Origin of the sequence: Micromonospora sp. NPDC005324 (assembly GCF_040607155.1) — a bacterium.
Taxonomy (GTDB): domain Bacteria; phylum Actinomycetota; class Actinomycetes; order Mycobacteriales; family Micromonosporaceae; genus Micromonospora; species Micromonospora trifolii.
Map to the genome: position 1 here is coordinate 41305 of NZ_JBEXGE010000018.1, position 26213 is coordinate 67517.

Sequence of the window (26213 nt, forward strand, 5' to 3'; positions counted from 1 at the left end):
CCCGCGGCGGAGATTGAGCCGAGGGGCCTACCGGTGTGCGGATGTGGACGCGCGCCATTCATGCGCTGGGCGCGGGTGCGGCCCTCGCCGATGTGCTCGGTTGCCGTCCCCGCTGTGCCCCAGGGTTGACGCGGTTGCGTGCAGTGGGCCACGACTCGGGCTCTGGCAGCCTCGTCAGTGGCTTGGAATTGGTGAGGGGCTGTCAGAGGTTGGAGCCATCGGGGTATGTGAGGGTCATCATCTGCCGCAGCAGGTCAATGACCGGGTTGCCGCCCGGGTCGTCGATGGTCGCGACGAGACCCGTGTCGGTGTCCGGCATGCGGGTGAGCACATAGATCGTGCCGTCGGTGGCGACCGCGTCGATGCACCGCACCTCGGTGGGTGCGTCGCTCTCGTGCTCGACAATCCTCGGGTACACGAACAGGTAGGCCAGGACGCGTTGCTGGTAGTCGCGGTTGCCGGCCTGTAAGGCGATGGCCGCCTGGTGGTCGGGGTGGTGCGCCTCGGTGGCGATCTCGCGCAGGGCCGCAACCGGCCCGTCCGGTTCGTTGTGCCATCGCTGCGGGTCGACGAGCAGCGGGACGACATCGACGGCGCGGGCGCTCGGGTCAGGGTGATCGGGCAGTGAGGTCTCTCGGAGCCAGCCGAACACGACTGGCCCGGGCCACGGGTGCGTTGTCGCTGCGAGCCTGTCTATGCCGTGCAAGCAGTGCACGATGGCTTCGTGTTGAATCGGTGACAGCATCGGGATCCGTTTCTCTAGGTGTTGCCAGGGCGTTCCGCCGTTTGGCCGCGCCGCCACGGTGACGAGTCAGGCGTGACGTCAGGTCTGAGTCGCTGGTGTGCCGGGCCTGTGTGGCGTTGGGTCGGCACCGCCCGTGGTGAACAGGAGCGTGGCGGTGCCGACTCAGGTGGCTGTCATTTGGCGCAGCGAAAAGCACCGGCCTGAGGAGTCAGGCCGGTGCGGGGTTGAGCGGATGCGGCCAATCGTCGAGTTGCGGCCTTCTACGGTGAGTCCGTCTCGGACGCAGGTGGGTGCAGGCCGACGACGACGCGGTCCACAGGCGGCCATCCGTCGGTGTCGGGTTGCCATGCCTGCGCGTCCGCGGGGGTGGAGAAGGGGCCGACAATGACCATCTGGGCGCGGTCGCGGTCGAGCAGCACCAAGCCGACGCTTGTGGTGTCGAGCGCTCCGGTGTGGGCGGCTGCCGCGATGTCGGGTGGGATGGTCAGCCACTCGCTGGTCCCGATTGTCGTGTTGTCGGGGTGGTGTAGGGCGGCTGGCGTGGTGGCGGCGATGTCCGCGTTGTGCATGGCGAGGTGGGGGGCGTAGTCAGCCGCTGCTGTCCGTCCGGCGATGGGTCCGTGCAGGGACAGGGCCGCGTCGGTGGTGACAGCGAGCAGCGCGTGCGCCTGGTGGTCGTCGGCGGTGTCGATCAGGGCGAGGCTGACCGCGTCGTGGCTGGCGACGTCGACCAGGGTGAGCATGGTGGGTCGGCCGGTGGCGTTCTCCCAGGTGACGACTTCGAAGTGTTCGCCGGCGAGGGTGAGCAACCGCTGGTAGGCGCGATTGTTGGTATCGAAGGGGTAGTCGGTGTGCAACATGATGTCGCTCTCTCTGTTCTCGTAGCGGGCACGGCTGCCAGGCGGGGTGGCGTAGTCGCCGCACGGCGTGGCAGCGGTACGTCGATCAGTTCGAGTTGGGGTCAGCGGGCGAGGACGGCGACGGTTTCGCCGAGAAGCAGGGGCGCTCCGTCGGGGCCCTTGATGTGGGAGTGGATCCAGATGCGGTATGGCTGGTCGTTGGCGTCGGTCAGGCGTCGCCAGTGCCCGCGCACGATGAACCGGACGCGGTAGTGCCATTTGGCCTCGCCGGTGGCTTCGGCGGCGGCCTTGGTGCGTCGAAGCATGACCACGCGGGTGTCGTGGCGCAGGCTGGCGCGCAGAGCCCGCCTGCGGGCGGCCCGGTCCAGGGGTGGGTGGGCGACGGTGGCGATGGGTTGTTCCTGGATGCGCCAGAACGCGTACAGCACCGCCGCCACGGCCCGCATGCTCAGCGCGGACTCGTCGATGCAGAACCGGCCGTCGGGCGCGGTTTCCCAGTCCACGTCTGCGGCTTCGGGTTGCTCGCCGTGCGCGGGGATCGGGGTGCCGATGGGGATGTTGGCGAAGGTGTTGAGGACGTAGGGGCCGAACTGCGCGGCGAGTTCGGGGGCCGCCGCGACCTGTTTGCGGCGTCGGGCGGCGGAGGGGTCGAGGGGGTCGTCGCGGTCGGCCCAGCCGAAGATCGCCCAGAAGCTGCCTCCGCTGTCGCGAAGGCGGGCCTTGATCCAGGTGATCGCGCCAATGGAGGTGACCTCGCCGTGGGGGCCGCGCTCGTAAATTGGTTCGGGCAGGAACAGCACACCGGCGTCGCTAGGGGCGGTGTCGCTGCTGACGATGTCGCCGGTCAGGTCGAGCGCTTGCGCGGCGGCGGCGATGATCGCGGTCATGGCCGGGGCGAGAACGTAGGGGTCGCCGTCGCGCCACGGTTGGTGAGCGATGCGGCTGAACGTCTCATGGAGGTCGAGGTCGTGGGCGATGTCGTCGTCGAAGCGGGACTCCAACCACGCCCGCATGTACTGCTGGGCGAATCGCCCACGGCAGTAATCGGTCATACGCAGGCGCAGGTCGACTGCAGCGCGGGCGTAGCCGGCGATCGTCTTCTCGGTGTGAAAGCTCAATTGTTCTCCTTTGATAAATGGGCACCCAGGGACGGGTCGTCGCCGGGTTTGGGCCGCGTGAGGTCCGGCAGGGTGCTTGGGTGCTCAGGCGGCCCGGGGGGACGGCACGGACCGTGGCGACGATGGCGGGATCGGTCGGGTGGGTCGGAACCAGCCGGTGAACCTCGTCGCCAGGGCGGCGGCCGGTGCGGTGACTCGGGCCCGGCCGCGCGCGATCAGGGTGGGCCGAGTGGCGGCCTGGCGGGCGCGCTGTGCGTCACGCGCCGGTGGGCACGGATACACCTCGTCGACGCAGCGCAGGTTGGCGCAGTGACCCGGCCGGTCGGGACGGGGTGGGTGGGCGTCGGCGACATCGGCGGCGAGCAGCCACAGCAGGACGTCACTGACGTTGCGGGGTAGGGCGCGGCGGTGCGGCATGGTCGAGTTGCCTCTTTCGCGGTCGTCTCAGCAGCGGGTCGCCGCCGCTGGCCAGCGGTTGTAGGGAGGCCGCTGTCGGGTACGCCGGGGCGGCGACTAGGTGCAGTCACGCTCGACTTCACGAATTGATCAAGTCACCGCGGCGGCCGGGCAAGCGAGGTGGCGAGAGTGCGCTGATGGCCCGGCTGCGGAGCCATCCACAGGGCTACGCCGCGCGGGGCGTGCGGGACGGCGAAGGCGCTTGAGCGCCAGCGTCTCGGTCTCGACCCCTTGATCTGTTCGATCAGGGCGTCAAGGCGTCATCCAGTTCGGTGTAGCTGTGGGCCGATAGCCGCGCCGTCGGGTCGCCGTTTTGTCCGATATCGGGTCAGGGTGTTGGCAGGCCGAGCCGGCTGCGTTCGGCGGCCAGGAGTGTGCGGGCGGGAGTGTGCCAACTCTCGTCGTCGAACGGCGCGGGGATCGTCCCGTCGGCGAGTGCCTGCAGCGCGGGGACCTGCTCGGCGTATGGGCCGCCGAGCTTGTCGAGGTCCGCGCACGCTCTTGTGATGTCGGCTCGGGTTTTGGCGGTCCACGGCCCAGGCCGACGCCAGGTCTCGCTGCGGCGCCCTCGGATGGGGCCTTCGCACAGGTGGTAGCCCAGCCATACCACCGGCGGGTGCAGGCCGGTCGCCTCGGCGAGCAGGGCAACCTTGTCGTAGTCGCCGGCATGGTCTCCGCGATACGAGCGGTAGCCGACCGGGCGAGGATTTGTCAGGAGGCGCCAGTAGCCGGGATACACGGCGGTGGACGCCACCAGCTCTGTCGCGGTGCGGAAGTTGCCGGCGGTGAGCGCATGTGGGAGTTGGTCGAGGAGCAGGTGCGCCAGTTCGCGGCGTACCGCGGGCACGCCCGGGTCGTCAGCCCGCCAGTTGCGGCCCCGCAAGCCCGAACCGTCGGCCTTCGAATTTCGGCCCTGGTGATCGGGGACCGCGGCGGCGGCATCGATCTGCGGTAGCCCGCAGTCGTCGGCCAGTAGACCGAGCAGCCGGGCGGCGAAGTCTTGGAGCATGTTCTCGAAGCCACGGCTGCGGTCATGGTAGTCAGGGATCGCCGACCAGTGGCCGCCGCCGCGATGCCCGACCCGGTGCGCGGCCTCGTGCAGCAACACCCCCAGCGTCCGGTGCCGGTCGGTGAGCTGGTCGCGGTGGATGGCCACGTCTCCGGTCAGCGGTCGGTAGAAGCCACGGGAGCAGGGCGACTCCTCGCTCTGGTCGTACACCTTCACCCGGTCGAGCGCGAACGGGCCAATCGCGCGCCGCACTAACTCGCAGCATTCGTTCAACAGGGTGCGCTCCGCGTCGGTCAGTGCCTTCCGCGCGACCCAACTGGTCCTGTTGGCATTACGGACGACGTGGCGAGTCTGGCTGGCTCTGGCCGCCTCCACACCCAGCAGGCCCATGACGGCCAGCTGTTGGTGTCCACTGAGACCGGCGGCGAGCAGCTCGGTGTAGCCCTTGTCCTTGAGATAGAGAGCGGCTTCCTCACCGCCCGGTGAGGTGTAGTACGCCCGCTCCGGCAGGTGGGCGCGGGCCCAGGAACGCCACGCTGCGCGGGGGCGGGGCATCCTCACGTCGCCGAAGAACTGTTCCTGTTCCCGGAGTTTCCCGCCATCGAGCACGTGACGAGCGAACAGGTCGATGATCTGCGGGTCGTCGCTGCCGGCGAGGATGTCGCGCACGGCGGTGCGCAACGCGCCGGCCTCCACCACGGTCCGGTCCCGGTTTTGCAGCGCCTTGTGGTCCAGGGACAGGTCGTAGGAGGCAAGGAAGCCGGACATGCGGGTGACCAGCACACCGCCGATCCACACCCGTCCCGGATCGCCGTCGCGCACGCACACCCCCGGTGCCTGCGGCGGCCGGTAGCCAGGCTCGGCCAGAGCGCGGAACCGCCCGATGGCCTCCTCTGCCAGCTTTCGGGGGCACTCGACGGTGAAGACGGTGCCACCGGTGCGGGCGCTGGGGTGGAATCGGTAGACGAGGACCTCGCTGCCCTGCTGCGAGCGGGAGGGGATCAGCCCGCCGAGCAGCTTGCGACGCTCGACGGCGGGAATGAAGCCGTACCCGACGGTCTCGCAGCGCACGGCGCCGATCTCCGGAGAGCGGGCCAGTACGAGGCAGGCGAGTTTCTTCCCTTCGCCGAATTGACCGATCTGCTCGTTGGTCTTGGTGGAGACACCCAGGATGAGACCTTCCTCGGGGATGCCGGGGCCCTCGTCGGCGATAGTCAGGACCCCGTCGGCCCAGCTGACCTGGGCGTTCGGGTCTTCGTCGATCGCGTTGGCGATCAGTTCGGACACCGCCCGCACGGGCGTCCACGACTTCACGTACTCCGGTGAGATGGGGTAGGCCAAGCTGTCGGTATCAGCCGCGGCCCCGCTTGCGGACGGGTCTGCTCCGGCGCGTGAGACGCCGATGGCACTGTTGATGTCGGACACGAATTTCCTCCGGAAATAGCGAAATCCGCGACCGGGTTCGGTCGCGGATCGGGAATGTCGGGATAGGTACTGGTGACTCGTTCGCCGCTAAAGCCCGGCAATCGCTGGGACCCGCAGGGAGACGTCGAAGAAGTGGCGTCGCTGGTGGCAGCCGGGCGCGGTTTGCTACCTCCCGCTCAGCGACGACTCGTCGACCAGCACCCACAGCAGGACATCGTCGACGTTGGCGGGTAACTCGTGGCGGCACGGAATAGTTGCGGCTGCCCTCTCAGGATCGGGCGTCGACGCAGCGGTCGCCGTCCAGACCAGCGGCAGGGAAACCCGCCGTCGAGCCCGTCGGAGCGGCCACCCCACTACATGGACGAAGGCAGGCAGCTTTAGCCGACCTTTTCCACAAGCTGCCAACGTCGCGGCCTTCCGCCAACTGACGTCACCAAACCCCGCCTTTCGAGGGCATGCAAAGCCAAATGCACACTGCCCTCGGTGCGGCCGACAACCTTCCTAATCTCGGCGTTTGACATTCCAGGAAGGCCCTTCAACCCAGGGATTTTCAGAATTTCCCGTTGAACGGGCCCCAACCTCGGATTCGCACGCCGGGCCTTAGCCGCGAACAACTCGTCAAGCATTGCGTCCGTCAGCTCGGGGAGTTGCTCGATTGCAGACTGCAGATCGCTGTACGCTCCCCTTCGCAATTCGATGTCGTCTGCCGCTTTCTTAAGAGCCGCAGCCAAAGTGCGGTAGGCCAAGACCACGCCCGCCATTACATCACCCATAAACTGCTCCAATCCACTGAGGTGATCTCAGCAACGCATAAGGGTTGATTGGTGCGACACGGGCGAAGGCTGCGAGTCGGGCGGCAGTGGAAACAGGCGTGGAGCCATCGATAGACACGTCCTTGCGACAGATCCGCGTCTTCGAGAGGGCTCCACGTGATTGCCTATCGTGCCATGGTCGACGTCCCGAGGGAACTCGTGCAACACCTCGCCCGGCTGCTGAACACGCAGCGCCGCGCCTGCGGTACCCGTCGTGGCACCCGCGCCTTGACCTGCTTCTACCAGGCCCTGATGGTGCTCGTCTGGTTCCGCAAGGCCGAGGACGTGACCCTCCTCGCCGCCGGCTTCGGGATCTCCCGGGCCACGGCGTACCGCTACCGCGACGAGGGCATCGCGGTGCTCGCCGCCCAAGCCAGCGACCTGCACACCGCCCTGCGCCAGGCCGCCGCCGACGGCTGGTCTCACGTGATTCTCGACGGCAAGCTGTTCGACTGCGACCGGCTCACCGAGACAACCCTGTCAGTCAAGGGTGAGGTGATCGACGCCTGGTATTCCGGGAAACACCGCGACTTCGGCGCGAACATCCAAGCAGTCATGCGGCCGGACGGTTTGCCGATATGGACCTCCGAGGCAATGCCCGGGCACTTGCATGACACCAGCTGCGCCCGTGAACTCGGGATCACCGCCGCTCTGAACTGGTCCGCCGCCGCACTGGAGCTGCCCACCCTCGCCGACGCCGGCTACGAAGGCGCAGGCCAGGGCATCAAGACACCGGTCAAGCAGCCCGCCGACGGCCACCGGCTCGCACCCGACAACCGCGCCTACAACCGGCTGCTACGCGGCCTGCGCTGGCAAGGAGAACGCGGCTTCGCGATCCTCATCGGACGCTGGAAAACGTTACGCCACACGACCGCCAGCCCACGCCGAATCGGTGACATCGTCGCCGCCGCGCTACACCTGACCCACTTCGAATACAAATACCTACCAGATTCTTGCTGAGATCACTTCACTAACGTCGCAACTTGCTCTTAGTCGGCAAGCGATCAATTCCGCACGATCAAGCCCTGGAAATCATGGACAGTCAAGTCGCCGTTGGGCCCGGCGGCTGACTGGGCAGCGATTGCACGTCGAAGTCTCTTGAACGTTTCCTTGACCGGCGTATTGCGCTCTGGCGTTTTAAGGCGACCTAGGCGCGGTGGATGAGGAAGCAGTCGGGCGCGGCGGGGTCGTCGTGCCGGTAGTCGTCAAGGCGCGAGTCGTAGTGGGCGGGCCGACCGCAGTGCTGACAGTGCATGGGTTGTGTCGCAGGAAGGTCGGCGCCGTCGGGGCTGTGCAAGGTGGTGTGGTCGTGATCGGCGAAGGTGCAGGCTCCGTAGGTGCAGAACGGTCGGCCGGTGGTTCGCAGGCGAGCCTCGACGAGGTCCTGCACGGCGACGGTGATCTCGCTGGCGGCTTCCGTGCCGTAGGGGACGCCTTCGGCGTAGAGGTAGTCGTTGGCGTCGAGGTAGGAGTGCAGGTCGGAGAAGGAGCCGACACCGAGGGGCAGGACGCCTTCACTGATGTCGTTGTCGATCAGGATGATGATTCCGTTGGCGAAGTCCTTGATGGTGCTGTCGGAGGGTGCGCCCTGTTGCGATTGGTGGGCTAGCCAGATGCGGACCACGGCGCGTAGGTGAGTGATCTGAGAGGCCCATTGCGCGGTCAGTCCGTCGCAGCGGGGCCCGAGCTGCTGCGGGGCGACGAGGCGGTGGCGGGTGACGTAGGAGGTGCTCGGTCCTCCGGTGACGGCGCGGCGTATCTGGCTGAGGTGCCCGCTGATCGCGTCGACGCTTGTGGCGAGGTCGGCTTCGGTGGCCATGAGGGCGTGGCAGGCGTCGGTGATCGCCGAGGCGGTCGCTGCGAGTGATCCGCCTCGGGTGCGGGCGGCGGCGAGTGTGTTGTCGGCGATGGTGTGGCCGGTGTGAGTGCGTATGAGTTCTGAGATCACAGCAGGGTTCCTTTGAACGTGGGAGCGGTGAGGGACCTGTGGGGACGTCATGTCGGGAGTTCGGGCGCGTCGGCGGTGGCATCGACGTCTCCGGCGGTCGCGCCGTCGCGGATGACGCGTTCCCACTCGAGGCGGGTGTCGTTCTCGCCACCGTCAAGCGCGGCGTGTATGGCGTCCTCAGCGGCTTCGAAGGCGCCATCTCGGTCGACAGCGAGCACGTCCATCGTTAGCGGCAGGGTGAGGCCGACCTGCCAGCGTCGTGGTAGCCCGGGCAGGTCCAGGGAGTGCAGGATCGCCTCGGCCGCGCCCGGGGTGAGGCGGTTATTGACGGTCGCGTCGCGCAGGGTGTGCCAGACCTGTCGGAGCAGCCGCGTGAGCTGTTCGTCGATGGCGGTGGGCGCAGTGGGTGGGATCGGAGTGGGTTGCTGGGTCCGGAGGTATTCGTGGATGCGGGCGGTGGTGTGCGTGAGCCACCCCAATGGGGCCAGCGTGCCCAGGGTGGAAGGTGTCCCACGCGTCGCCCAGGATGGATTCGACATTGTCGGGGCTGTCGGACATGACGTACTCCCGGTTGTTGGCAGCCCGCCTGTCCCGAACCCCAAAAGGGGGTTCGGGACAGGCGGCTGGGGGTGTTCAGTCGTGCTGGCGGGTGCGGGTGACACCCACCTCGTAGGTGTCGGCGTGGACGGTCAGGCGCAGCCACTCGTAGCCGGCGGCGCGGGCTTCGCGCAGCGTGTCGATCAGCGGTGCGGGAGCTTCGGTGAGGTGCAGATGCTCGACGAAGTCGTCTCCGCCGAGGTCGGGGTCGTAGCGGCGGCCGTCGGTGTCGGGGTTCCAGCCGTCCGCGTAGACGGTCAGATTGGCGTCGGGCTGGTCGGGGTCGTTGAGTCGGGGCAGGCCGCTGGACATGAGGTAGACGCCGTGGTCGTGGACCCACTCCAAGGCGCCCGGGCAGGAGGTGCCGGCTTCGCGCTCGGTGAAGGACGGGACGCGTTCTGCGGCGGCAACGGCATGTTCGGCCAATAGCAAAGCGTCCCTGAGATCGAAGTACAGGTGCAGCGCCATCAGGTTTCCTTCCTGGCTGCTTGGGTGATCGAGTAGCCGGCCGGTCGGGGTTCGGCCGGATGTCACGGGTTGCTGAGTCCGAGGTGCGCGGCGAGGGCGGGACCTTGCTGCACCGCGCTGATGGCTCCGGGGAGGTGCCGCCGCTGCCAGGCATGCAGCGCCGCGGACAGGTCGGCGCGGTGGCGGTGATGGTGGGTCAGTGCGGCACTCAGTCCGGCGGCTTGTTCGATGCCGTTGTTCGCGCCGCGGGCGGTGTGCGGGCGGACGGGGGCGAGGGCGTCGCCGAGCAGCACCGCCCATCCGTGCCCGACGGGCCACGCCATGCGCGTGGGTGCGTCGATGTCCATCACGGGCACGGCCATGCGTTCGGTGGTGGCGTGCACGGTCGCCGCGTGTGGGGCCGGCAGCAGCCGGGCGGCGTGCTCGTCGACGTGGGCGCGGGCTGCCGGTCCGACGTGCTGGGGCAGGGCGAAGACGCGCCGCTCGGGTGGCGCGCCGAAGTGGTGGGCGTAGGCGGTGGGACTGCACGGCAGGTAGAACGTCCAGTCCACGCCGCCCGGAATTGGGGCGACGTTGTACTGGCAGCGCGGCGGTTCCAGGCGCAGGAAGTCGCGCAGCGGTGCGTTCTCGGTGGTGGCCTGGCCGCGGTGGGCGGTGTAGCCGGCGTAGCGCAGCCGGCGGTGGGGGTCGAGTAGGCGGCGGCCGGCTGACGAGCGGCCGTCGGCGAAGACGACCAGGTCCGCGGGCTCGTGGGATCCGTCGGCGAAGGCGAGCGTCGGTTGTCCGTGGCGCACGTCGAGGCGGGTGAAGCGGCGGCCGGTGTGCAGCAGCGCGTCGGGTAGGCGGCTGGTCAGCGCGTGGTGCAGCAGCGTCCAGGTGGTGTTGCGGCCCGGATAGACCTGCTGGGCGGTGTGGATGGGTTGGCGGGCGCGGACGGTGACCTGCCAGACGGTTTCGGAGGTGTAGGCGACGATCTCGTTCTGGCCGATGCCGAGGCGGTCGAGAATGTCCAGAGCGGGGTGCTCCAAGCCGATCAACCCGCCGCCGCGCGGGGCGCTGTGCGGGGCGGCTTCGTACACGGCGATCTGGTCGAAGCCGGCGTGCAGGAGGAGCAGCGCGGTGGTGCATCCGGTGAGGGATCCGCCGATTACTGCGATGCGTGGCTGCGTGCGATGGGTCAGCAGATTCGCTGCGCGAGGTGTCGATGCGCCTGTCGGGTGTGTGAGCGTCGGCAGTGCCATCAGATTCCCTTCCGAGCATGGGGGAACCCGGGCACGGCCGTACGGCCGTGCCCGGGGGTGCGCTGGTGCGCGGGTGGCCGGGCGACGGCCTGGTGCGTGCGAGGTGTGTCAGAGCGCAGCGGCGACGGTGCGTCGCCGCTGGAGGTGCCTTTCGTGGCGCGTCGCGCCGTCGGTGGCGCCGAGGTGACCTGTGATCAGGTGCCTCGGCACCGTCGAGACATGGACGGCGGTGGTGCGGGCCTCCATTGAATTCCTATGAGCGGTAGAGGTTCTGTGCCTCGGTCAGCTGCTCTGTCAGGCGTGTTCGAGGGCGAAGACGGCGGCGTCGGCGATGGCCTCAATTGCCTGGATCGGGTCGTCGACCAGGAGGGTGGTGGTGTCAGCGAAGGTGTGCCCGGACAGGTCTGCGGGGCGTAGCCACAGCACTGGACATCCCGCACGGTGCAGAGTGGTGATGAGGCGTTGGGCGGGGTCGATGTCAGGTAGCTCGCCGTCGGAGACGACGGCGAGCATGCGCAGCCGTCCGGGCTGGCGCAGATGGAGGAGTTGGTCGGCGAGTTTGACCGCGTCGGTGAACGCGGTGCTGCCGCCGCCGAGGCCCAGTTCGAGCACGTGGGTGGGGTGTCGGTGAGGCGGGACGAGCAGGGTGACGTCGCTGCCGAAGCCGATCATGGTGGTGACGGCCTGGTTGCTGCGCGCGGCGTGGGCGAGGATCCACCCGGCCGATGACATCGGGGCGGTGTAGGGGAGCATCGAGAAGGAGGCGTCGACGATGATGCCCAGGTTCAGGTTTGGCTTCGGTGGTGGGAGTTGGGCCCGTCGCTGCCAAGGTGAGGCGGTGGGCATGGCGCCAGCGGCGATCTGCGCCTGGGCGGTGATGGCGTGGCGGGTGCGCAGCCGTCCGGGTGGTGTCGGGCTGAGTCGCTTGTCGGGTTCGGCTTGGTGGGTACGGGCGCGGCGTAGCCGCGCGGCGAGGTGCCGAGCGGCAGCGCGCTCCATCTCGGTGGGCTCGCGGTGTATCCACCCCGCGGGAGCTGAGTACCGTTTCCTGCTCGCGTTGTACTCAGTTACGGTCTGACCGGTTGCGCGGGCGAGGTAGTCAGCGAGTGCTTGGGCGAGCTGGCCGGCGAACTCGCCGGTGTCAACCTCGGGTGGCGTCGGCCGCCGAAGGGGGTCGATGCCGAGGATGTGACACCACCGCCATGCCAGGCCGATCATCGAGGCGGCGTCGTCGTCGTCGACCCGATGGGCTTCGCGCCACACGTCACGCAACTGCCACAGCCGCTTGCGGCCCAGGACGGCGGTGACGGCAGCGCGTACGCCCTTGATGTCCTTGGCGGTGACGATGCGGGCATCCACGCGGGCCAGGAGTAAGGCGGCGAGGTTGCCGGCGTGCCAGGCGTCGTCGACAGGCGCGTCGCCGGGATCGAGCAGGGTGGTGATGGTGTGGCGCAGCCACTTGCGGTCCCCGCGGCGCCTGCCGCGTTGCCGATTCTCGACGCGAGACTCTTCGAGCATGTCGGCGACGGCGGCCACGACCGGCGGGGTGTTCGGGGGTGTCGTCCACAGGCTGTGGGTGGCGTGGGCGGCTTCGTGCACGAGCAGGCCGTAGGCGGTGGGTACGAGGCGTTTGTGTCCGGCGCGGTATGGGTCGGTGATGTCGGGGTCGCCGATGTGGGTGGCGTCGATCTCGATGCGGCGGGCGTCGGGGTAGAAGCAGGCCGCGGCGCCGCCTGCGGCGTCGGGGGCGACGGTGACGCTCAGGTCTTCGCGGCCGGTCAGGATCGGGACGTGCCGGGTCCAGGCGTCGCTCCAGGCACTCCAGCCCGAGGTGTTGGCCGGTGACGTGCCGGAGCCGGAGCGCCGGTGGGTGGACGGGTTGGGCATCGAGCTGGTCCTTTCGATTGAGGGGTCAGCGCTGTTTGCCGAGGGTCAGCGGTGTGATCTCGGCACCGAACTGCGCCTTGAGGGCGGCGAGGACCTGCTCGCGGTCGTCGATGGGGGCACGGCCGACGAGGTTGGAGACTGCGGCCGCGGACCCGAGGGTCTTGGTGACCCGGGTGAAGCCGAGCAGTTCGCGCAGTTGCGGCGCCCAGCCGACGCGGCCGGCGGCGAGGTCGGCGTTCAGGGTCATCGCGGCCTCGACGGCGGGTCGGGGAACGCCGAGGTGGCGGGCGAGGTCCCAGTCGGTGGTGACCTCGATATGCACGTCGAACCGGGACGCGAGCGCCTCGGTGAGGATCGCCCCGTGCACGCCGGGGTTGTGTCCGGCGATGACGTAGAACCCTTCTGTGGCCTCGACGCGTTCGTTGCGGTACCCGGGGATGCTGATGACGCGGCGGCCGTCCATGGCCGGGTAGAGCACGGCGAGGACCTTGGGCGCGATGAGGGTGGCGTCGTCGACCAGCAGCGCCCGGCCCTCGCGCATGGCGGCGACGAGGGGTCCATAGATGAACTCGAAGCCGCCGTCGGGCAGGGGGATGAAGTTGCCGAGGAAGTCCTCCACGACGGTGTCGCCGGTGCCGGCGACGGTGAGCAGGTCATCGAAGGCGGCCTCGACGAGCGCGGTCTTGCCGGTGCCGGGCGGGCCGTAGAGCAGCACCGGGATCCGTTTGTCGCGCAGTCGGCGCAGCACGTCCACGTCGGTGGCCCCGGCGAGTTTGCGCGGGAAGTACAGGTCTCCGTTGGGGCGGGTGACCGGCTGTCGGCGGCTTGTCCCGCGGCCCTGGCGGGGGGTGTGCGGGGCGGGCGGTGGCATCGTGCCCGCAGCGTCGATGCCGGCTTGGGTGACCTGAAAGCGGTGCGGGTTCGTCTGGTGGGTGGCGTACCCGGCCTTAGCCATCTTCTTGAGCGCCTCGAAGACCGCGCCAGTTGACGGCACGGACAGAGCCTTGGTGATCTCCCCGACCGTAAAGACTTGGTCCGGGTGGGAGCTGAGGTACGCGGCGACCATGTGGTACAGATAGCCCGGTCGCTTGCCACCGCCCGTGGTGGGCGCGGTGGCGGCTGAAGCTGTGGGATCCATGCGGGTCCTCCTGGGTCAGGGGATGGGCCCGCGCACCCGTCTCCGGGTGCGCGGGCAGAAACAATCCGCGCAGCGGAGACAGGAACAGCTCAAACGACGTCAGCAGCCAGACGGTGGGCTTTCGCCGCGAGCTGCTGACGGGTGGGACGCAACGTTGCCGACCAGAATCGGTCGGCGTACCAGGGTCTAGGGGTGTCCGACGACCCGGTCACAGCGCCGGGGGTCTACGGGCATCCAGGGCAGACCCCAGCCGATTCGGTAGCGCCCGTCGGTGGGCTTTGCGAGGTGGACGCCGCCGCCGAAGGACAGCGGTCGGGCGATGGTGAGCACGTCGCCGTCGAAGTCGACGGTGCGCCAGTCACCGCCGACGGTCTCGGCCATCTCGGCGAAACCCCGGGCGAGCGCCCGAGCCACGTCGGCGTCGATGCTGAGCTCGCAGGCGCCGTTCCACCAGCCGATCAGCGTCGCCGCGTAGCCCTCTTGGTAGCGGTGCGACTGGCGACTCGTCTGGTAGCGCAGCCACGGCCCTGAGAACACCGCGGCGCTGCCGCGCGGTGGCAGGTAGTCAGGAGTGGGCATCGACGACCGCCACCGACCAATCCGCCGCCCGGAACGCAGAGCGTTCCCGTTGTATTCGCCCGGGGTGCCGCGCGGGCAGGGGCCAGCCGGCCACGGTGGGTCGGCGTACGGCGGGCAGCACCGTCGGGTCGGGGTTTCGACGTCCGTTGAGCAGATCCCGGAAGACCGTCCGCAGACGCGGCGGCACGTCACCGCTGTCGCTGCCGGCGAAGTTGGCCTGCTCGGTGTCGAGCCACACAACGCCGGCCAGGTCGACCCAGGCCACCGGGGTGCGGCCCGGCGGGAACCGCCAGCCCGGATGGAGCAGCCTCGGCAGCGCCACGATGTCGCCCGGGTACCGGGCCCAATCGGTGTAGCTCCAGGGCACCACGGTGCCGGGCCGGCGGCCGGCCTGCGCGGCGTCGGCGCACATGAGACACGTCGTCCCGTCAATCTGGGTGGTGCCATGGCAGGCGTCGCAGGTGTGCCAGTTGTTCGGGTCGGCGGCGGGGTCGTAGCTGCGATCCCACGCTCCGGTGACCTGCCCACCGAGCCGGTAGCCATCGATGCGGTGCTCACGGCTCACGAGCCGCATCGGCTTGACCAGGTGCGCGTCGATGCTGGCGACGGTCGCCCCGGCGCGTACCAGGACGGCGAAGATCTGATGTGCCATCAGCGTGTCCCCTGACCGGTCGTGCGGGCGGCAGCGGCGCGGTAGGCGTCGTACACCGCCGGTGGGATCGGGCCGTGCCTGCGGTGCGGGGGAAGCCGCAGCGGTTGTTCGTGGGTTTTCCAGAATGCGCGGACATCGGCCGGAAGGCCGGTGGGGGCGCCTCGGCCGTGTCGCTTGGGTAGCCGGCGGGCTGCTGCGAGGTACGTATCCCGTAGCCGCTGCAGGTTGTGCGAGGACAGGTCGATTTCGTACTCGACGCCGTCGAAGGCGAGGCGATGCGTGCTGACGTCCTCGGTGCTGTTGTCCAGGTCGTCGGTGAGCACGACAACCGTCCTGGTTGCCATCGGGGTGATTCCTTTCATGAGGTGACAGAGCTGCCTCCGACGCACGGCGACGCGCGCCAGGGGCAGCTCTGTCACGAAGGATGGGTAGGGCGGTACACCTCTGCGGTGTTGATGGCCCGTCGGTCAGCCCCATTGCCTGGGGTGATGACCCGCGGAATACCGCTGGCCGCAGGCGACGGCGCTCGGCGTCGGGCGGCGTTTCTCGCGACCGCGGGAATCACCTGCGGCGACCGGAGCTGGCGTGATCGTGGTCAGCCGGTGTTCAGCCCGCGGTGTACGCCGGCCTGCCGATCGTGCGAGTTGGGCGACGCGGTGCCCTGTGGGACCGCGGCAGCGCTGAGGGGCGGTTGGCAGATGGTCAGCCGGCCCTCTGTCTGGGCGGGACTCGCGGTTAATCTGGGCTGCTGACGGCGGTCAGGCTCGGAAGCACCGCTTGGTGCCATCTGGCGAGCGGTTGTGGCCGCTGGCAATGGAGGTGACTTTGCCTAGTCCTGACAGCCGTAGCGGCAGCCATTGGGGTCGCAGGGCTGACCGGCCGCCATGCGCGCGAACCTTCGCCGGTTGGCGTCGCCGATGATTCCTAGCGGCCAACCGAGCCCGTCGGCGAAGGCCGCGATCTTCGGCGCCCCGTGGATCGGGTAGGGGGCCGCGTCCATGGCCGCGACAGCGTCGTCGTGGCCGAACAACCAGGCCAGTTCGGTGAGCTGATCGACCGACCGGCCCGCCCAGCGGCGGCGATGCGTCAGGATGTCATGCACCGCCGACCAGAGGTAAGAGCGGGCGTACGTCTCGGGGTCAGGGCGCCCACCCCACCGTTCATGGTCGAACAGCCGCGCGTCTACCCAGTCGGGAAGAAGCACTCGGGCGTCTTCGTAGCTGAGCGCCTGCAGGAGGATCTCTCGGCGGAAACCGAACGGATCCCTGCTCGGGACGTCGCGCAGCGCTTCTAGCCGGTCGCCGATCTCGTACACACGGCGTCTGATCATGATTTGTTCCTTCGAAGTAGCTGTCATCGCCGAAGCGGACGATGGTGCGGCATCGACTGGAGGTCGACGGCGTACGGGAGCCGGCGCGTGTCCGCGACCGGCGTGGGCGCGACGGTGCCGCTTTGTCCGGGTTGCGGCCTTCGCCGACGGTCGGGTGTCCGCTGGTCAGTTACCGACCTCTCCCGTGCGGTGGGGGCCGTGCTCGGCGTGGCCGTGCGCTGGTGGGTCGGGGATGGCACCGACGATGCGGTCACAGTCGTAGGGATGCACAGGCAGCCAGGTCCACGACCGGCCCATCACGTCGTACCGGCCGTCCGTGTCCGGGCTGACTCGCTCGATGGCGTCCAGGTCGTCCTCGTTGCGGGTGAAGTCCGCGACGATGGCGTCTCCGTCGAAGGACAGCCGCGCCATGGATTGGTCCACGACGCGGTCCAGGTCCGCCTCGGGCAAACCTCCCTGTGCCAGGGACTGGCGCAGGCTGTCGCGGGCGGCCTGTTGGTCAGCGACGATCGCCTCCGCGACCTCGCGGGTGCAGGTGAACACGGCCCAGCCGTTCCACAGGTCGACCAGGATGCCGACGAACCCGACCGGGACGCGCATCTGCCCGTCGGCGTTGGGCCGCCAGGCCCAGTCGCCGGCGAACACACCCGGCCCGCCCAGACGAACACGGTCGGGGTGGACATGGGTGAGGTCGCTCTCGTCGCCGTCGGGGTGCAGGAGCATGCGGCACTGGCGCTCGGCCTCGGCGTGCGCGGCGTCGTCGTAGCCGTCGCACCACGCCCACCGCGCCTGGTCGCACTGCTGCACGCTCAGGTCCTGCCAGGCTGGCGCGCCGGGCGGGGCGTGCTCGGCGTACCGCTCAGGGTCCTCGGCGAGGTGGTACCGATCGGCTGTCGGGAGCCCGTCGAGGATCATCGGGACGATGTCCTCGATGCCGGACAAGACCCGTCGCGCGATGTCGGTGACGTCGCCGCGCGCCTGGCCGCCCAGGGTGTGTTGCGCCCACCAGCCGGCGGCGTCGCGACCGGCAGCCTCCCCCGCGGCACGCAACGCATCACGCACCGGCTGCCACAACTCGGCGGGGGGTACGGCGGGGAGCCGACGGACACGGTCGCCCTCGCCCAACAGAAGCGACAGCTGGGAGCCGCCGTCCCAGGCCACGTCGAGGACCTGGCCTTGTGGGTCGTAGCGGCGCACCGTGCCCTGGGCTTCGGGGCGCAGCCCAGTGTCGGAGTCGCTGGTGTGCTCCAAGGCGACCCGGTCGCCGCGGCGGTAATGATCCGCTGCGGGCTGTTCTTCGGGGTCGCTGTTGCTGGTAGAGCTTGTCATCGCAGTTGCCCTCCTCAATGGTGTCGTGGGTGCGGCCGTTGGTATTGGCGGTCTCAGTTGCCGCGGTGGGGCTGTCCTCGCCCGTGTGCCCGTGGTGTCGTCGCGGCGGGACGCCAGGCGTGCTGGGGCGGTCAGCTCTCGAGGCGGATCTGATGCGGCCAGACCGCGGTGGGGATGCCAGGTCGGGGGCCGCGGGTGCAGTAGGCAGTCAGGGTGGGCGGGTTGATCGCGCCGTAGACGGGCCGGTTGTCGGGACGCACGAGCACGCGTTGCCCGGCGGGGAAGTCCACCGGCGCGGCGGGGTCGTTGCGCCAATGGATATCGGCCACGACGCGGCCGAACACCCAGTCGGCGAAGTAGGCGTTCGTGTACTGGGGATATCTGCCGTAGTCGGAGGCGATGTCGGTAAAACGCTCCCGCGCCTGCTCCAGGCTCAGCCCTTCCAGGAGGTCGTCGGGCACCGGTGGATGCGCGGCGAGGCTGACGACCTCCACATCACGACCGGCGAGCGTGCGGGGCGTGTCGCTGTCGCTGGTGATGGTGATCTGGCCGGTCTGGTGGTCAACGGCGGTGACCCGCTGTCGAGTGGCTTCGCCGACTGGTTCGACGAGGTCGCCGACGGCGATGGCGCTGCCGTTCTCGCCGCGGCCGGCCAGGCGGTATTCGACGGCGGCGCGGTCGAGGACCGTGCTGCCCGGATCGTGGCTGTAGGCGCCGAGGTCTACGGGCGCTGCCGGCGGCAGGGGCGGCAGGGGCGGGATGTAGCCGGTGGGTTCGGGTGGGGGCGGCTGAGAGGTCACCTGGGGTGGTCCTTTCGGTAAGGGGGGAAACGAGATCCGGCCGCGACCCGCGGTCGGGTCGCGGCCGGTGGTGAGCCACGTGCTGGGCGGGTCGTTCCGGGGCGGGGTTACTGCTCGCATCCCCGGACGCAGCCGTCGGGGCTGCAGGGCAGGCCGGTGGCCATGCGGATAAAGGCGTCACGCCAGTCGGGGTCCTGCGAGAGGCTGTGCAGGGGCCAGCCGAGCCCATCGGCGAACACGGTGATCTTCGGGGCCCCGTACATCGGGTAGGCGGCGCTGTTCATAGCGGTCACGACGTCGTCGCGGCCGAACAGCCAGGCCAGTTCGGTGAGCTTGTCGACCGCGCGTCCTGCGGATCCACTGCGGTGATCCAGGATCTTGTGCACGGCGAACCATAGGTAGTTGCGGCCATACTCCTCGGGGCCGGCGTGACTATCCCAACGGTGGCGGTTCCACTGCGGCGCGGTGGTGTCGGGCTGCAGGAACGGGCGGGCGTGGTCGATATCGAGGGCGTTGATCAGCAGTTCGCGGCGGATGCCGAACATGTCCTCACGAGCGGTGGCGTGCTGGTCGATGCGGTGCAGGATCTCCTCCTGCGTGCGCAGAATCATGAGCCCTTCCTTTCGGGTTGTCGGTCTTGTCGCGGGTGCGGTGATGGCACTAAGGCGCGCGTGCTCAGGAAGTTCGCCATCGGTGATGAGGACCCCGTACCGCCGCTGGTGGGCGGCGGCGTTGGGGGGGACGTGCTCATCGGGTGCCGCCCGCGTCATCCGTCGTGGGGGCATGCGGCGGCCAGGGCTTGCGGGTGATGTGGGCGCCGAACATCGGGTCGGTGGCCACCGAGGAGCCGCAGCGGGTGCAGATGGTGGCGGTGTCGTGGCCGTAGCCGGCCATGGACGGCACTTCGACGTGGTCGATTTCGTCGACCGCCCCGCAGACGGTGCACACCGTCATTACCGGGCCGCCCTCGTCGAGGGCGGGTGCGGTGACGAACAGGTCCTCGACCGGGTCGAGGTGGTGCACGCTGTGCCGCAGCCAGCGGCCGTGGACCGTCGCCTCGTACACCACCAGCAGCCGCTGGTCGAGGCGCAGCAGGTACAGCCACTCGTCGAACCCGTCGAGTTTCTCTCGCAGCGATCCCTGCCGGATCGTGTTGATCTCGGTGACGGCCGGGTAGCCCAGCCCCGCTACAGGCGGCTGCCGGTGCCATCGCCGAGGCTTGGGGTCGACGGCGAGGCTCCACCAGTTACGGGCCAGCAGCGCGCCGGCCATCGCGGCGGTGTCGCGGCCGAACGTCTCGGTCCAGATCCGGCGCAGCAGCGGCACCAGGACCTCCGGGTTCTCGCCTAACTGAATGGAGCGGGCGGTGTACCTGCCGCGGAGTGCGGCGACACCGATCAGTGCGGGTGGGCTCACGTGCCTTCCTCCTCCATTGGGAACTGTGGGTGGGGGTACGGCGGGTCGCCCGTGGTCGGGCGCCGTCGAATCGGGTGATCGTGGGTCCGCCGGCTTCGCCGCTAGGGCCCGTGCTGGGAGACGGCGTTATTCGTGGTGCGGGGTATGGGCTGCGGGGGCCATCGATCGCCGCTTCGCGATCACGGCTTTTCTCGAACTGCCTGCGGGTTGAGCGGGTAGCCCGCTTGAGGCCAGCGTCCACGGCGCCAGCGGGGATGCTCTGGGTTTCTCAGGTAGGCGTGAGGAGCTGGTCCGTCCTTACTGGACGCTCATGTGGATGTGGTTGGTGTGCCATCCGGAGGGGTCGTTGCCACCCCATGGGTTGTTGTAGGGGTGCCAGCCTTCGGACTCGGTCCAGATCTGGCGAAACCAGATGACGTACTGGATGCCGAGACGGTCGGCGTTGGCGACGGCCCATGCGGCCATCGCGTCGCCGCGGGCTTTCTGGGTGCCGGACGCTTCGCCGCCGGAGGTCATCATCCAGTCGCAGGCGCGGCCTTTCGGGTGTTCGCCGTGGTCATCGACGCGGTAGCAGCCTGGCTTTGGGAAGCCGGCAGCGGTGGTTTGTTGGACGAGATGGAGTAGGCGGGGCGTCACGCAGCCGGTGCCGGTGGTCGGATCGGGACGGATAGCGCAGTTCTCCTCCGGCCAGGAGCCGTCGGAGTTGCGCGGGGCCGGCTCGGCGGCGCCGAGCATGGAGGAGCAGTCGAGCTCGACGCCACCGCTTGATGTGACCTGCTCCTGCACAAGTGAGGTCGCGTCGTCCTCCCACTTCGCGTAAGCGTCGGGGTAGGCGGAGCGTTGGACTGCTTGGGCGGCCTCGGTGAGCGGCATGGTCTGCCAGCCGGTGATGGCGGCTAGCTTGTCGTAGAACTTGCCGGCGGCGTAGGTGGGGTCGCCGAGTTGGGCCGGCGTTCCCCAGCCTTGGCTGGGGCGTTGCTGGAACAGGCCGACGGAGTCGCGGTCGCCGCCGGTGAGGTTACGGAGCCCGGACTCCTGCATGGCGGTGGCGAGCGCGATGATCCAGCCGCGAGCTGGCACCTGCTGTCCGGCGCCGACGGTGATGATCGTGCGGGCGTTGGCGAGTTGTTCGCTGTTCCAGCTCCCAGCTCCGTCAGTTGGCGGGGACGCCGCGAGGGTGGGCAGCACCGGTTGTCCGTCTGGGCCGACAGCGGTGTAGCAGGCGGCTGACGCGCTGCCGCCTCCGCCGAACAGCGCGGCGATGCCGCCAGCGCAGAGCACCAGCACAGCGACCACCCCGGCGGCGACCGCACCGAGTGCGCGGGCACTCATCGCGGTGCCGATGCTGGTGGCGGGTGCGATCCGCACCGCCGCTCGGCCGCCCCGGCGCCGTCGGTGCTCAGGCAGGTGCCCAGCGGGTAGACGGAGACGCGGGTCCCGTCGCCGGTGTGCACGACGATGGTGTCGGTGGCGGCATCGATGAGGTAAATCCACTCGACGTCGAGGTGCCCGGCGTGGCAGAGCGGGAAAACCGTGACCGGTTCCGGCGGGTCCACCGTCAGGCCGTCGCTGGCGGAGGCCAGGGTGATGCCGACTCCGGGCACCGGCTTCTGGCCGGCGAAGTTCGAGTCGGTGCTGGCGGTGGTGTCCTCGTCGAGCTGCTCCCAGTCGTTGGTGAGGATCGTGGTGATCAGCGCGGCGGTGTCCCGGTGGGTGTGGGTGGCCCAGATCGCGGCCAGGGTCGGCAGCACGTTGGACGGGTATCCGTCGTAGTGCACGATCCGTGCGCGCACGAGGGTTGAGTTGTCGGGGTCGGTGGCGCCGATGCAGCAGGTGGTACTCACGGACAGGCTCCTTCGCACGCAGGTGTGGGTAGCGCTTTCACGTGGGGCTCGGTCTGGGGCAGGCGGGGGGTGCGGGGCCTGGCGCGCCAGCCGTACACCGGGTCGGTGGTCTCGCTCGACCCGCAGCGCAAGCAGCGGGCAGTGGTGTTCTCGCCGCAGGCGGCCATCGACGCCGGAAGTTCCGTGACGACGACCTCGTTGACGGCCAAGCAGACCCGGCACCGGATGGACCCGCCGTCGGGTCCGCACCGGCTGAAGATCGGCTCGTCTGCGCTGGCGTCGGCTGCGGTGGCCGGGATCATGCCTTCGCCCCGGCGGACGCGGGTTGGGCGTAGCGGGCGGTGGCGGCCAGCAACGCGACCAGGCCGGGGTAGGTGGCGGGCAGGTCGCGGGGGTCGGGGGTGTCGTCGACGAGCACCAGGGGGTGCTCCTCGCCGGTGAGGTGAGTGAGCTGGTAGAGCCTTCCGTCGATGTCGACAGCATCGACGCGGCGGATCTGACGGGGTTCGCCGTCGAGCGTGTCGAGGTCCCCGTAGCAGGCGGCCCAGGCCAGAAGGCGCGTGTCCGGGGCGGCATCGCGGATCCGGGTCATGATCGTGTCGAGGGTGCGGTGGTAGGGCGTGACCCTCGGAGTGCTGTGCAGGGTGGCCGCGAGGCGGTGCAGGAGGGCGGGTAGTCCGGCCGGGTTGTCGAGCATGTCGCCGGGGTGCGGCGGGAACTCCAGGCTGCGCATCGCCGGGCCCCGCGATGTAGGGACGGTGATCAGCGGCCAGTCGTGGACGAGCAACAGCGTTGGCGGCTGGTTCCATGCGAATCGGGTTGAGTCGGTGGAAGCCTCGATGAGGCAGGTGCAGAGGTTGTGGACAGCGGTGAAGGACAGCACGGGGTCTCCCATCTCGGGGGCGCAAGACGGCAAGGACCCCGCAACCGGATTGGCTGCGGGGTCCTTGGCGCGTGAGGTTCGGGCGGGCGAGGTTCAGTGGCGCTGCCGGTCGCGGCTGCGCACCGTCGCGGTGCGGTGGGGCAGGTATTCGCGGACCCCACCGTCGATGCGCTTGGCCTCGTACATCGCGCTGTCGGCCTGGGTCAGCAGTTGCCGGGTGCTGACGGTGGGGTGGTGGGTGTGGGTGTAGCCGACCGAGGCCGTCACGGGCAGGTCGGCGTTGACCACCAAGATCGTGCCGGTGGCGATCGCCTTCCAGGCGGCCTCGGCCGCGGCGGCGGTGTCCTCGCGAGTACCGGTGACGAGCAGCGCGAATTCGTCGCCGGAGAGCCTCGCGGCGATCCGCACGGGCGTGGGAAGGCTGGACAGGCGACGGCCGACCTGGTCGAGCAGGTCGTTGCCGACCTCGTGCGTGAGGGTGTCGTTGACGGTTTTGAAGTTGTTGAGGTCCAGCAGCACGACCCCGACCGGTGTGTTGTCGGCGAGGGCGGCGCGCAGCCGGGTGTGGAACAGCCGCCGGTTGGGCAGGCCGGTGATGTCGTCGTGGTTTGCCTCCCAGCGAGCCCTCGTGAGGGCTCGCTGCTGCCGCGAGAGCACGGGTGCGGCGAGGGCGAGACCGGCGACGACTCCGCCGGCGCAGGTGAGCAGTTGTTGCATGGTTTGCGACACTGGTATGGCTCCTTTTCTAGGAAGGAGCACCGGGGGCGGGCGAGCAGCGTCCAACTTCACGCCCGCCCCTGGGCTGCCTGACGAGTGGGTGCAGCCGCCTACTGAGCGGCGGGGGCGAGTTGGAACGTCGCGGGCTTCTCGACGGTCTGCACGACCTTGCCCTCGCCGACCAACTTGACCGCCGCGTTCACGACCGCGCCCGGGCGGGCCTTGAGCACGCCGGTGTCGGCCTCGGCGGCGTCGATGAGCTTGCACAACTCGCCGGTCTTGTAGGCCCGGTCGGGGTGCGCTTCGAGGATGTCCAGCACCGCCGCGCGTAGGGAGCCCTTAGCGCGGCGGCTGCTCGCGCTCGCCGTTTCCGTCGAGGCGGTCGTGTCCGGCTCGGCGCCTTGGGACGCCGTGGCGCGGGGCTCGCCGTCGTCGGCTGCGTCGGGTTGACCCGCGTCGGTGTCGGGCTCGGTGGATGCTGCGGGCGGGGCCGCCGTGGCGGAGGGTTCGGCGTCCGTGGGGTTGGTGGGCTGCGGGGTGGGCGGTTCAGCGTCGAAGGTGTCGACCGGCTCCGGCAGGTCCTCGCCGGAGGCCTGCGCCGGAGACACGTCTGGCGCGTCGGTGCTGGTGTCGGCGGCTGGCGGCGGAGTGCGATCGGCGGCGGCGCTGGTCCGGCCGGCGTCGGTCAGGCGCCACACCGACCGCTTGTCCTCGGTGCGGATCGACTCGGCCTGCCCGGTGTGTTCCAGCGCGCGTAGTTTCGCGGTGGCGGTGGAGTAGCCGAGCCCAGCCTTGTCGGCGACGGCGGCGGCGGTGGCGTCACCGAGTTCCGCGAGTGCGGCCAGGACCTTGAACAGAGCGTGTGGCGTCACCGGTTCGGGGGCGTCGCTCATGGGCGTCTCCTTATGTGAGGTGGGTCGGCACTGATCCACGCTTCATCCGCGGCGCGGATCAAGTGCGATGGCTGGATCTCGGAACTCCGAGATCCGGTGGGGCCTGGGGGCGGGGCCGCCGGCGGCTAGAACGGGGGCTCGTCGAACGCGGCGGGTTCCTGCCGGGTTGGCAGGTGGGTGGCGGCTCTGTTACGCAGCCGACCGGTGAGAGCGGCCAGGTGCAGGCGCATCCGAGCACGCCGCGGCGTGGGGGTCCAGGTGTCGGCGGTCCAGAACCAGCGGTGGGCGCCGATGCTGTAGTAGCCGTCCCGATCGGGGTGGCAGCGCTCATCGAGATCGAGGACGATCTCGCCGGTGCCGGTGTCGCGTTCTTCCAGTAGCGCCGCGATGTCGCCGTCGAAGCGCAGCAGCGGGTACTCCCCGGGCATGCTGCCCATCCGCCAACGGCCGGTCAGGTCTTCGGCCATCTGTCTGGCGGTGGTCGGGTCGAAGCGGCAGATGAGGCCGCGAGCGTCAGTGCTGCAGCCGTCGGCCACCAGGGCGGGATAGCTGTGATTGCGGACTTGCCGCGAGGTGACCATCACGGGCCGCCAGCGCGCGTCGGGTGGCGCGATGTCGATCCGGTAGTCGAAGGACTGCAGGTGGATCGTGTTGAGAGCTGCGCCGGGCCACACCGGGGTGTCGATTGCCAGCCAGTTGCGCTCAAGGTGACGCGCGCCGCGCAGGACATCGATCAGCCGCCGCTCGGCGGCGGTGGATGAGCCGAGCGGCATGTACAGGTGCTGTACCCGCTCGCGATCGGGGCTCGCGGCGGGGGTGCGGCGCCAGGAGGCGCTGAAGGCGATCTGCTCGTCGCCGTCGTGGGTGTACCAGACGGGGACGCCGTTGGACCGTATCTGTGCGCGCTCGCCGGTGCGGGTGAGGCTCAGCGCCGGGCCGTTGAGTTCGCCGGCGGCGATCTGCCCTGCGGTGAGGCGGTGGGTGGGGCTGGCGAGGGCGTGTTCTGCCAGGGGCAGGACGTCCTCGATGCGGAACCACAGTCGGGACATGGTTAAGGGACCTCCGTGAGGGTGTTGGGCGGGAAGAGGAATAGGGCGGCCTGTCTCAGGCCGGTGATGGGCGAAGCCCCACGCCCGGGGCGCCTGGCGCGTCAGGGCGTGACCTTCGGCGCCGCCGTAGCAGAAGGCCGCATGCCCTGGGCCTGCAGTTGGCGGCGCTGAGGTTTGACCGAGGGCCGGCCGGTCGGTGAGTGGCACCCGGCCACCGCCCCCACGACGCGTTCGTATCGGCGGCGGCTGTGGCGGCCTGCTGTATGGAGGGTCTGGCGCAGCCTTCTGGCTGTGGCGGTGCGTGCGGGCCGAGCGGGCTCGTGTGCGCCGCAGGTGAGCGGCGGGCTGCCGGGTCGGCGTAGGTCAGGCGTGGGCGGTGCTGAGCAGACGTCGCAGGTCGGCCGCGATGCCGTGGTCTGCGATCTCAGCCGGCGGGTCGTTCAGCATGACGCTCGTGGTGGCGGCGGCGCTGCGGTAGCGCAGGATCTGGTAGTGGCGGCCGTCGACGTCACACGCGGTCAGCGCCCGCAGCGGGATCCCGTCGTCGGCGGCCGGGATGCCGAGGGCGGCGGCGGCGTGGCGGCCGGACTCGCTGGTGTCGAGTCCTTCGCCGAGGAACGCCATGGCGAGCAGGGGCCCCAGTTGCGCGTGGCTCCATGCCCGCAGCTCGCCGGCCTTGGTGGTGGTCAGTGTGTCGGTGATCGCGTGAAGGCCGATCCAGTAGGGCAGCGTGAGGCGGGTGCCGAGCATCGCGTGCTGGCGCCACACCTGCGTGTCGATGGGAAATACCGCGGTGTCGAGGCTTCCTACCCCGGTGAGGGAAGTGGAGTCGAACAGGCCGAGCAAGGTGGGGTACGCATCAAAGCCCTCCTCGTCGGCGAGGGCTTCGACAGCGGTCAGCGCGGCTGTCAATACGGTGGCGCGACGTACTGCCTTCATGAGGTGCCTCCTAGGCGTGCGGGTTGAGGTAGAAGCCGGTGCCCGTAAGGGCCGTGCGAAGCGCCGGGCGGCGCGCCT

27 protein-coding genes are annotated in these 26213 nt (G+C 69.6%); 1 reads left to right on the forward strand and 26 read right to left on the reverse strand.

Annotation, left to right across the window (positions count from 1 at the left end):
- Positions 1 to 202: 202 nt before the first annotated feature.
- The 5 genes from ABZS40_RS19580 to ABZS40_RS19600 form a co-directional block, all read right to left on the reverse strand.
- Entirely contained in the window at positions 203 to 652 is a 450-nt protein-coding gene (locus ABZS40_RS19580) for a hypothetical protein (protein WP_354944628.1), read from the reverse strand.
- Between the two features lie 353 nt (positions 653 to 1005).
- On the reverse strand, positions 1006 to 1605 hold the full coding sequence (locus ABZS40_RS19585) for a hypothetical protein (protein WP_354944629.1): 600 nt from the start codon (positions 1603 to 1605) through the stop codon (positions 1006 to 1008).
- Between the two features lie 101 nt (positions 1606 to 1706).
- Complete coding sequence (locus tag ABZS40_RS19590) at positions 1707 to 2723, reverse strand: hypothetical protein (RefSeq protein ID WP_354944630.1); 1017 nt, start codon at positions 2721 to 2723, stop codon at positions 1707 to 1709.
- 84 nt (positions 2724 to 2807) lie between these two features.
- Entirely contained in the window at positions 2808 to 3140 is a 333-nt protein-coding gene (locus ABZS40_RS19595) for a hypothetical protein (protein WP_354944631.1), read from the reverse strand.
- A 367-nt stretch (positions 3141 to 3507) separates the two neighbouring features.
- Positions 3508 to 5529 carry a hypothetical protein gene (locus tag ABZS40_RS19600; protein ID WP_354944632.1) on the reverse strand — a complete coding sequence of 674 codons (2022 nt, stop codon included), beginning with the start codon at positions 5527 to 5529 and terminating at the stop codon, positions 3508 to 3510.
- A 1031-nt stretch (positions 5530 to 6560) separates the two neighbouring features.
- On the opposite strand from ABZS40_RS19600, the gene ABZS40_RS19605 reads away from it, so the two are divergent.
- Positions 6561 to 7385, forward strand: coding sequence for a transposase family protein (locus tag ABZS40_RS19605; protein WP_354944633.1), 825 nt, complete (start codon positions 6561 to 6563; stop codon positions 7383 to 7385).
- Positions 7386 to 7572: 187 nt separating this feature from the next.
- Here ABZS40_RS19605 and ABZS40_RS19610 read toward each other — a convergent pair whose 3' ends face one another.
- The 21 genes from ABZS40_RS19610 to ABZS40_RS19710 form a co-directional block, all read right to left on the reverse strand.
- Positions 7573 to 8373 (reverse strand): hypothetical protein, encoded by an 801-nt coding sequence (locus tag ABZS40_RS19610; protein WP_354944634.1) that lies wholly within the window; start codon positions 8371 to 8373, stop codon positions 7573 to 7575.
- Positions 8374 to 8420: 47 nt separating this feature from the next.
- Positions 8421 to 8852, reverse strand: a complete 432-nt coding sequence (locus tag ABZS40_RS19615) for a hypothetical protein (RefSeq protein WP_354944635.1) — start codon at positions 8850 to 8852, stop codon at positions 8421 to 8423.
- A gap of 154 nt (positions 8853 to 9006) precedes the next feature.
- Positions 9007 to 9438 carry a DUF3085 domain-containing protein gene (locus ABZS40_RS19620; RefSeq protein ID WP_354944636.1) on the reverse strand — a complete coding sequence of 144 codons (432 nt, stop codon included), beginning with the start codon at positions 9436 to 9438 and terminating at the stop codon, positions 9007 to 9009.
- 62 nt (positions 9439 to 9500) lie between these two features.
- Positions 9501 to 10679 carry an FAD-dependent monooxygenase gene (locus ABZS40_RS19625; RefSeq protein WP_354944637.1) on the reverse strand — a complete coding sequence of 393 codons (1179 nt, stop codon included), beginning with the start codon at positions 10677 to 10679 and terminating at the stop codon, positions 9501 to 9503.
- A 294-nt stretch (positions 10680 to 10973) separates the two neighbouring features.
- Complete coding sequence (locus ABZS40_RS19630; RefSeq protein WP_354944638.1) at positions 10974 to 12566, reverse strand: VWA domain-containing protein; 1593 nt, start codon at positions 12564 to 12566, stop codon at positions 10974 to 10976.
- 25 nt (positions 12567 to 12591) lie between these two features.
- Positions 12592 to 13704: an AAA family ATPase gene (locus ABZS40_RS19635; RefSeq protein ID WP_354944640.1), complete on the reverse strand. Its 1113-nt coding sequence runs from the start codon at positions 13702 to 13704 to the stop codon at positions 12592 to 12594.
- Between the two features lie 186 nt (positions 13705 to 13890).
- Positions 13891 to 14283, reverse strand: a complete 393-nt coding sequence (locus ABZS40_RS19640; protein WP_354944641.1) for a hypothetical protein — start codon at positions 14281 to 14283, stop codon at positions 13891 to 13893.
- Positions 14270 to 14935, reverse strand: a complete 666-nt coding sequence (locus ABZS40_RS19645) for a hypothetical protein (protein WP_354944643.1) — start codon at positions 14933 to 14935, stop codon at positions 14270 to 14272. The genes ABZS40_RS19640 and ABZS40_RS19645 overlap by 14 nt, the downstream gene beginning before the upstream one ends.
- Positions 14935 to 15279 carry a histone-like nucleoid-structuring protein Lsr2 gene (locus ABZS40_RS19650; protein ID WP_354944644.1) on the reverse strand — a complete coding sequence of 115 codons (345 nt, stop codon included), beginning with the start codon at positions 15277 to 15279 and terminating at the stop codon, positions 14935 to 14937. Before ABZS40_RS19650 ends, ABZS40_RS19645 begins: the two co-directional genes overlap by 1 nt.
- Before the next feature lie 485 nt (positions 15280 to 15764).
- The gene (locus tag ABZS40_RS19655) at positions 15765 to 16250 is read right to left on the reverse strand and encodes a hypothetical protein (protein ID WP_354944646.1); all 486 of its coding nucleotides are present in this window, start codon (positions 16248 to 16250) and stop codon (positions 15765 to 15767) included.
- A 180-nt stretch (positions 16251 to 16430) separates the two neighbouring features.
- Positions 16431 to 17594 (reverse strand): DUF4314 domain-containing protein, encoded by a 1164-nt coding sequence (locus tag ABZS40_RS19660; protein WP_354944647.1) that lies wholly within the window; start codon positions 17592 to 17594, stop codon positions 16431 to 16433.
- A gap of 131 nt (positions 17595 to 17725) precedes the next feature.
- Positions 17726 to 18394, reverse strand: a complete 669-nt coding sequence (locus ABZS40_RS19665; RefSeq protein WP_354944649.1) for a hypothetical protein — start codon at positions 18392 to 18394, stop codon at positions 17726 to 17728.
- Positions 18395 to 18501: 107 nt separating this feature from the next.
- Positions 18502 to 19005 (reverse strand): hypothetical protein, encoded by a 504-nt coding sequence (locus tag ABZS40_RS19670; protein ID WP_354944650.1) that lies wholly within the window; start codon positions 19003 to 19005, stop codon positions 18502 to 18504.
- A gap of 136 nt (positions 19006 to 19141) precedes the next feature.
- Complete coding sequence (locus tag ABZS40_RS19675; protein ID WP_354944652.1) at positions 19142 to 19810, reverse strand: hypothetical protein; 669 nt, start codon at positions 19808 to 19810, stop codon at positions 19142 to 19144.
- A 297-nt stretch (positions 19811 to 20107) separates the two neighbouring features.
- A complete protein-coding gene (locus tag ABZS40_RS19680; RefSeq protein ID WP_354944761.1) occupies positions 20108 to 21142 on the reverse strand; it encodes a hypothetical protein in 1035 nt (344 codons plus the stop codon).
- On the reverse strand, positions 21139 to 21654 hold the full coding sequence (locus ABZS40_RS19685) for a hypothetical protein (RefSeq protein WP_354944654.1): 516 nt from the start codon (positions 21652 to 21654) through the stop codon (positions 21139 to 21141). Before ABZS40_RS19685 ends, ABZS40_RS19680 begins: the two co-directional genes overlap by 4 nt.
- 298 nt (positions 21655 to 21952) lie before the next feature.
- A complete protein-coding gene (locus tag ABZS40_RS19690) occupies positions 21953 to 22387 on the reverse strand; it encodes a hypothetical protein (RefSeq protein WP_354944655.1) in 435 nt (144 codons plus the stop codon).
- Between the two features lie 243 nt (positions 22388 to 22630).
- On the reverse strand, positions 22631 to 23266 hold the full coding sequence (locus tag ABZS40_RS19695) for a GGDEF domain-containing protein (RefSeq protein WP_354944656.1): 636 nt from the start codon (positions 23264 to 23266) through the stop codon (positions 22631 to 22633).
- Between the two features lie 98 nt (positions 23267 to 23364).
- A complete protein-coding gene (locus ABZS40_RS19700) occupies positions 23365 to 24147 on the reverse strand; it encodes a MarR family winged helix-turn-helix transcriptional regulator (protein ID WP_354944657.1) in 783 nt (260 codons plus the stop codon).
- A 125-nt stretch (positions 24148 to 24272) separates the two neighbouring features.
- Complete coding sequence (locus tag ABZS40_RS19705; RefSeq protein WP_354944658.1) at positions 24273 to 25196, reverse strand: hypothetical protein; 924 nt, start codon at positions 25194 to 25196, stop codon at positions 24273 to 24275.
- A 363-nt stretch (positions 25197 to 25559) separates the two neighbouring features.
- Positions 25560 to 26135 carry a hypothetical protein gene (locus ABZS40_RS19710; protein WP_354944659.1) on the reverse strand — a complete coding sequence of 192 codons (576 nt, stop codon included), beginning with the start codon at positions 26133 to 26135 and terminating at the stop codon, positions 25560 to 25562.
- Positions 26136 to 26213: the final 78 nt, after the last annotated feature.

Bases quoted from the DNA above. Each gene is read 5' to 3' on its own strand.
- ABZS40_RS19585 (WP_354944629.1), bottom strand. From the start codon at position 1,605: ATGTTGCACACCGACTACCCCTTCGATACCAACAATCGCGCCTACCAG.
- ABZS40_RS19595 (WP_354944631.1), bottom strand. From the start codon at position 3,140: ATGCCGCACCGCCGCGCCCTACCCCGCAACGTCAGTGACGTCCTGCTG.
- ABZS40_RS19605 (WP_354944633.1), top strand. From the start codon at position 6,561: ATGGTCGACGTCCCGAGGGAACTCGTGCAACACCTCGCCCGGCTGCTG.
- ABZS40_RS19620 (WP_354944636.1), bottom strand. From the start codon at position 9,438: ATGGCGCTGCACCTGTACTTCGATCTCAGGGACGCTTTGCTATTGGCC.
- ABZS40_RS19625 (WP_354944637.1), bottom strand. From the start codon at position 10,679: ATGGCACTGCCGACGCTCACACACCCGACAGGCGCATCGACACCTCGC.
- ABZS40_RS19630 (WP_354944638.1), bottom strand. From the start codon at position 12,566: ATGCCCAACCCGTCCACCCACCGGCGCTCCGGCTCCGGCACGTCACCG.
- ABZS40_RS19635 (WP_354944640.1), bottom strand. From the start codon at position 13,704: ATGGATCCCACAGCTTCAGCCGCCACCGCGCCCACCACGGGCGGTGGC.
- ABZS40_RS19640 (WP_354944641.1), bottom strand. From the start codon at position 14,283: ATGCCCACTCCTGACTACCTGCCACCGCGCGGCAGCGCCGCGGTGTTC.
- ABZS40_RS19645 (WP_354944643.1), bottom strand. From the start codon at position 14,935: ATGGCACATCAGATCTTCGCCGTCCTGGTACGCGCCGGGGCGACCGTC.
- ABZS40_RS19650 (WP_354944644.1), bottom strand. From the start codon at position 15,279: ATGGCAACCAGGACGGTTGTCGTGCTCACCGACGACCTGGACAACAGC.
- ABZS40_RS19660 (WP_354944647.1), bottom strand. From the start codon at position 17,594: ATGACAAGCTCTACCAGCAACAGCGACCCCGAAGAACAGCCCGCAGCG.
- ABZS40_RS19670 (WP_354944650.1), bottom strand. From the start codon at position 19,005: ATGATTCTGCGCACGCAGGAGGAGATCCTGCACCGCATCGACCAGCAC.
- ABZS40_RS19680 (WP_354944761.1), bottom strand. From the start codon at position 21,142: ATGAGTGCCCGCGCACTCGGTGCGGTCGCCGCCGGGGTGGTCGCTGTG.
- ABZS40_RS19690 (WP_354944655.1), bottom strand. From the start codon at position 22,387: ATGCGCAGCCTGGAGTTCCCGCCGCACCCCGGCGACATGCTCGACAAC.
- ABZS40_RS19700 (WP_354944657.1), bottom strand. From the start codon at position 24,147: ATGAGCGACGCCCCCGAACCGGTGACGCCACACGCTCTGTTCAAGGTC.
- ABZS40_RS19705 (WP_354944658.1), bottom strand. From the start codon at position 25,196: ATGTCCCGACTGTGGTTCCGCATCGAGGACGTCCTGCCCCTGGCAGAA.
- ABZS40_RS19710 (WP_354944659.1), bottom strand. From the start codon at position 26,135: ATGAAGGCAGTACGTCGCGCCACCGTATTGACAGCCGCGCTGACCGCT.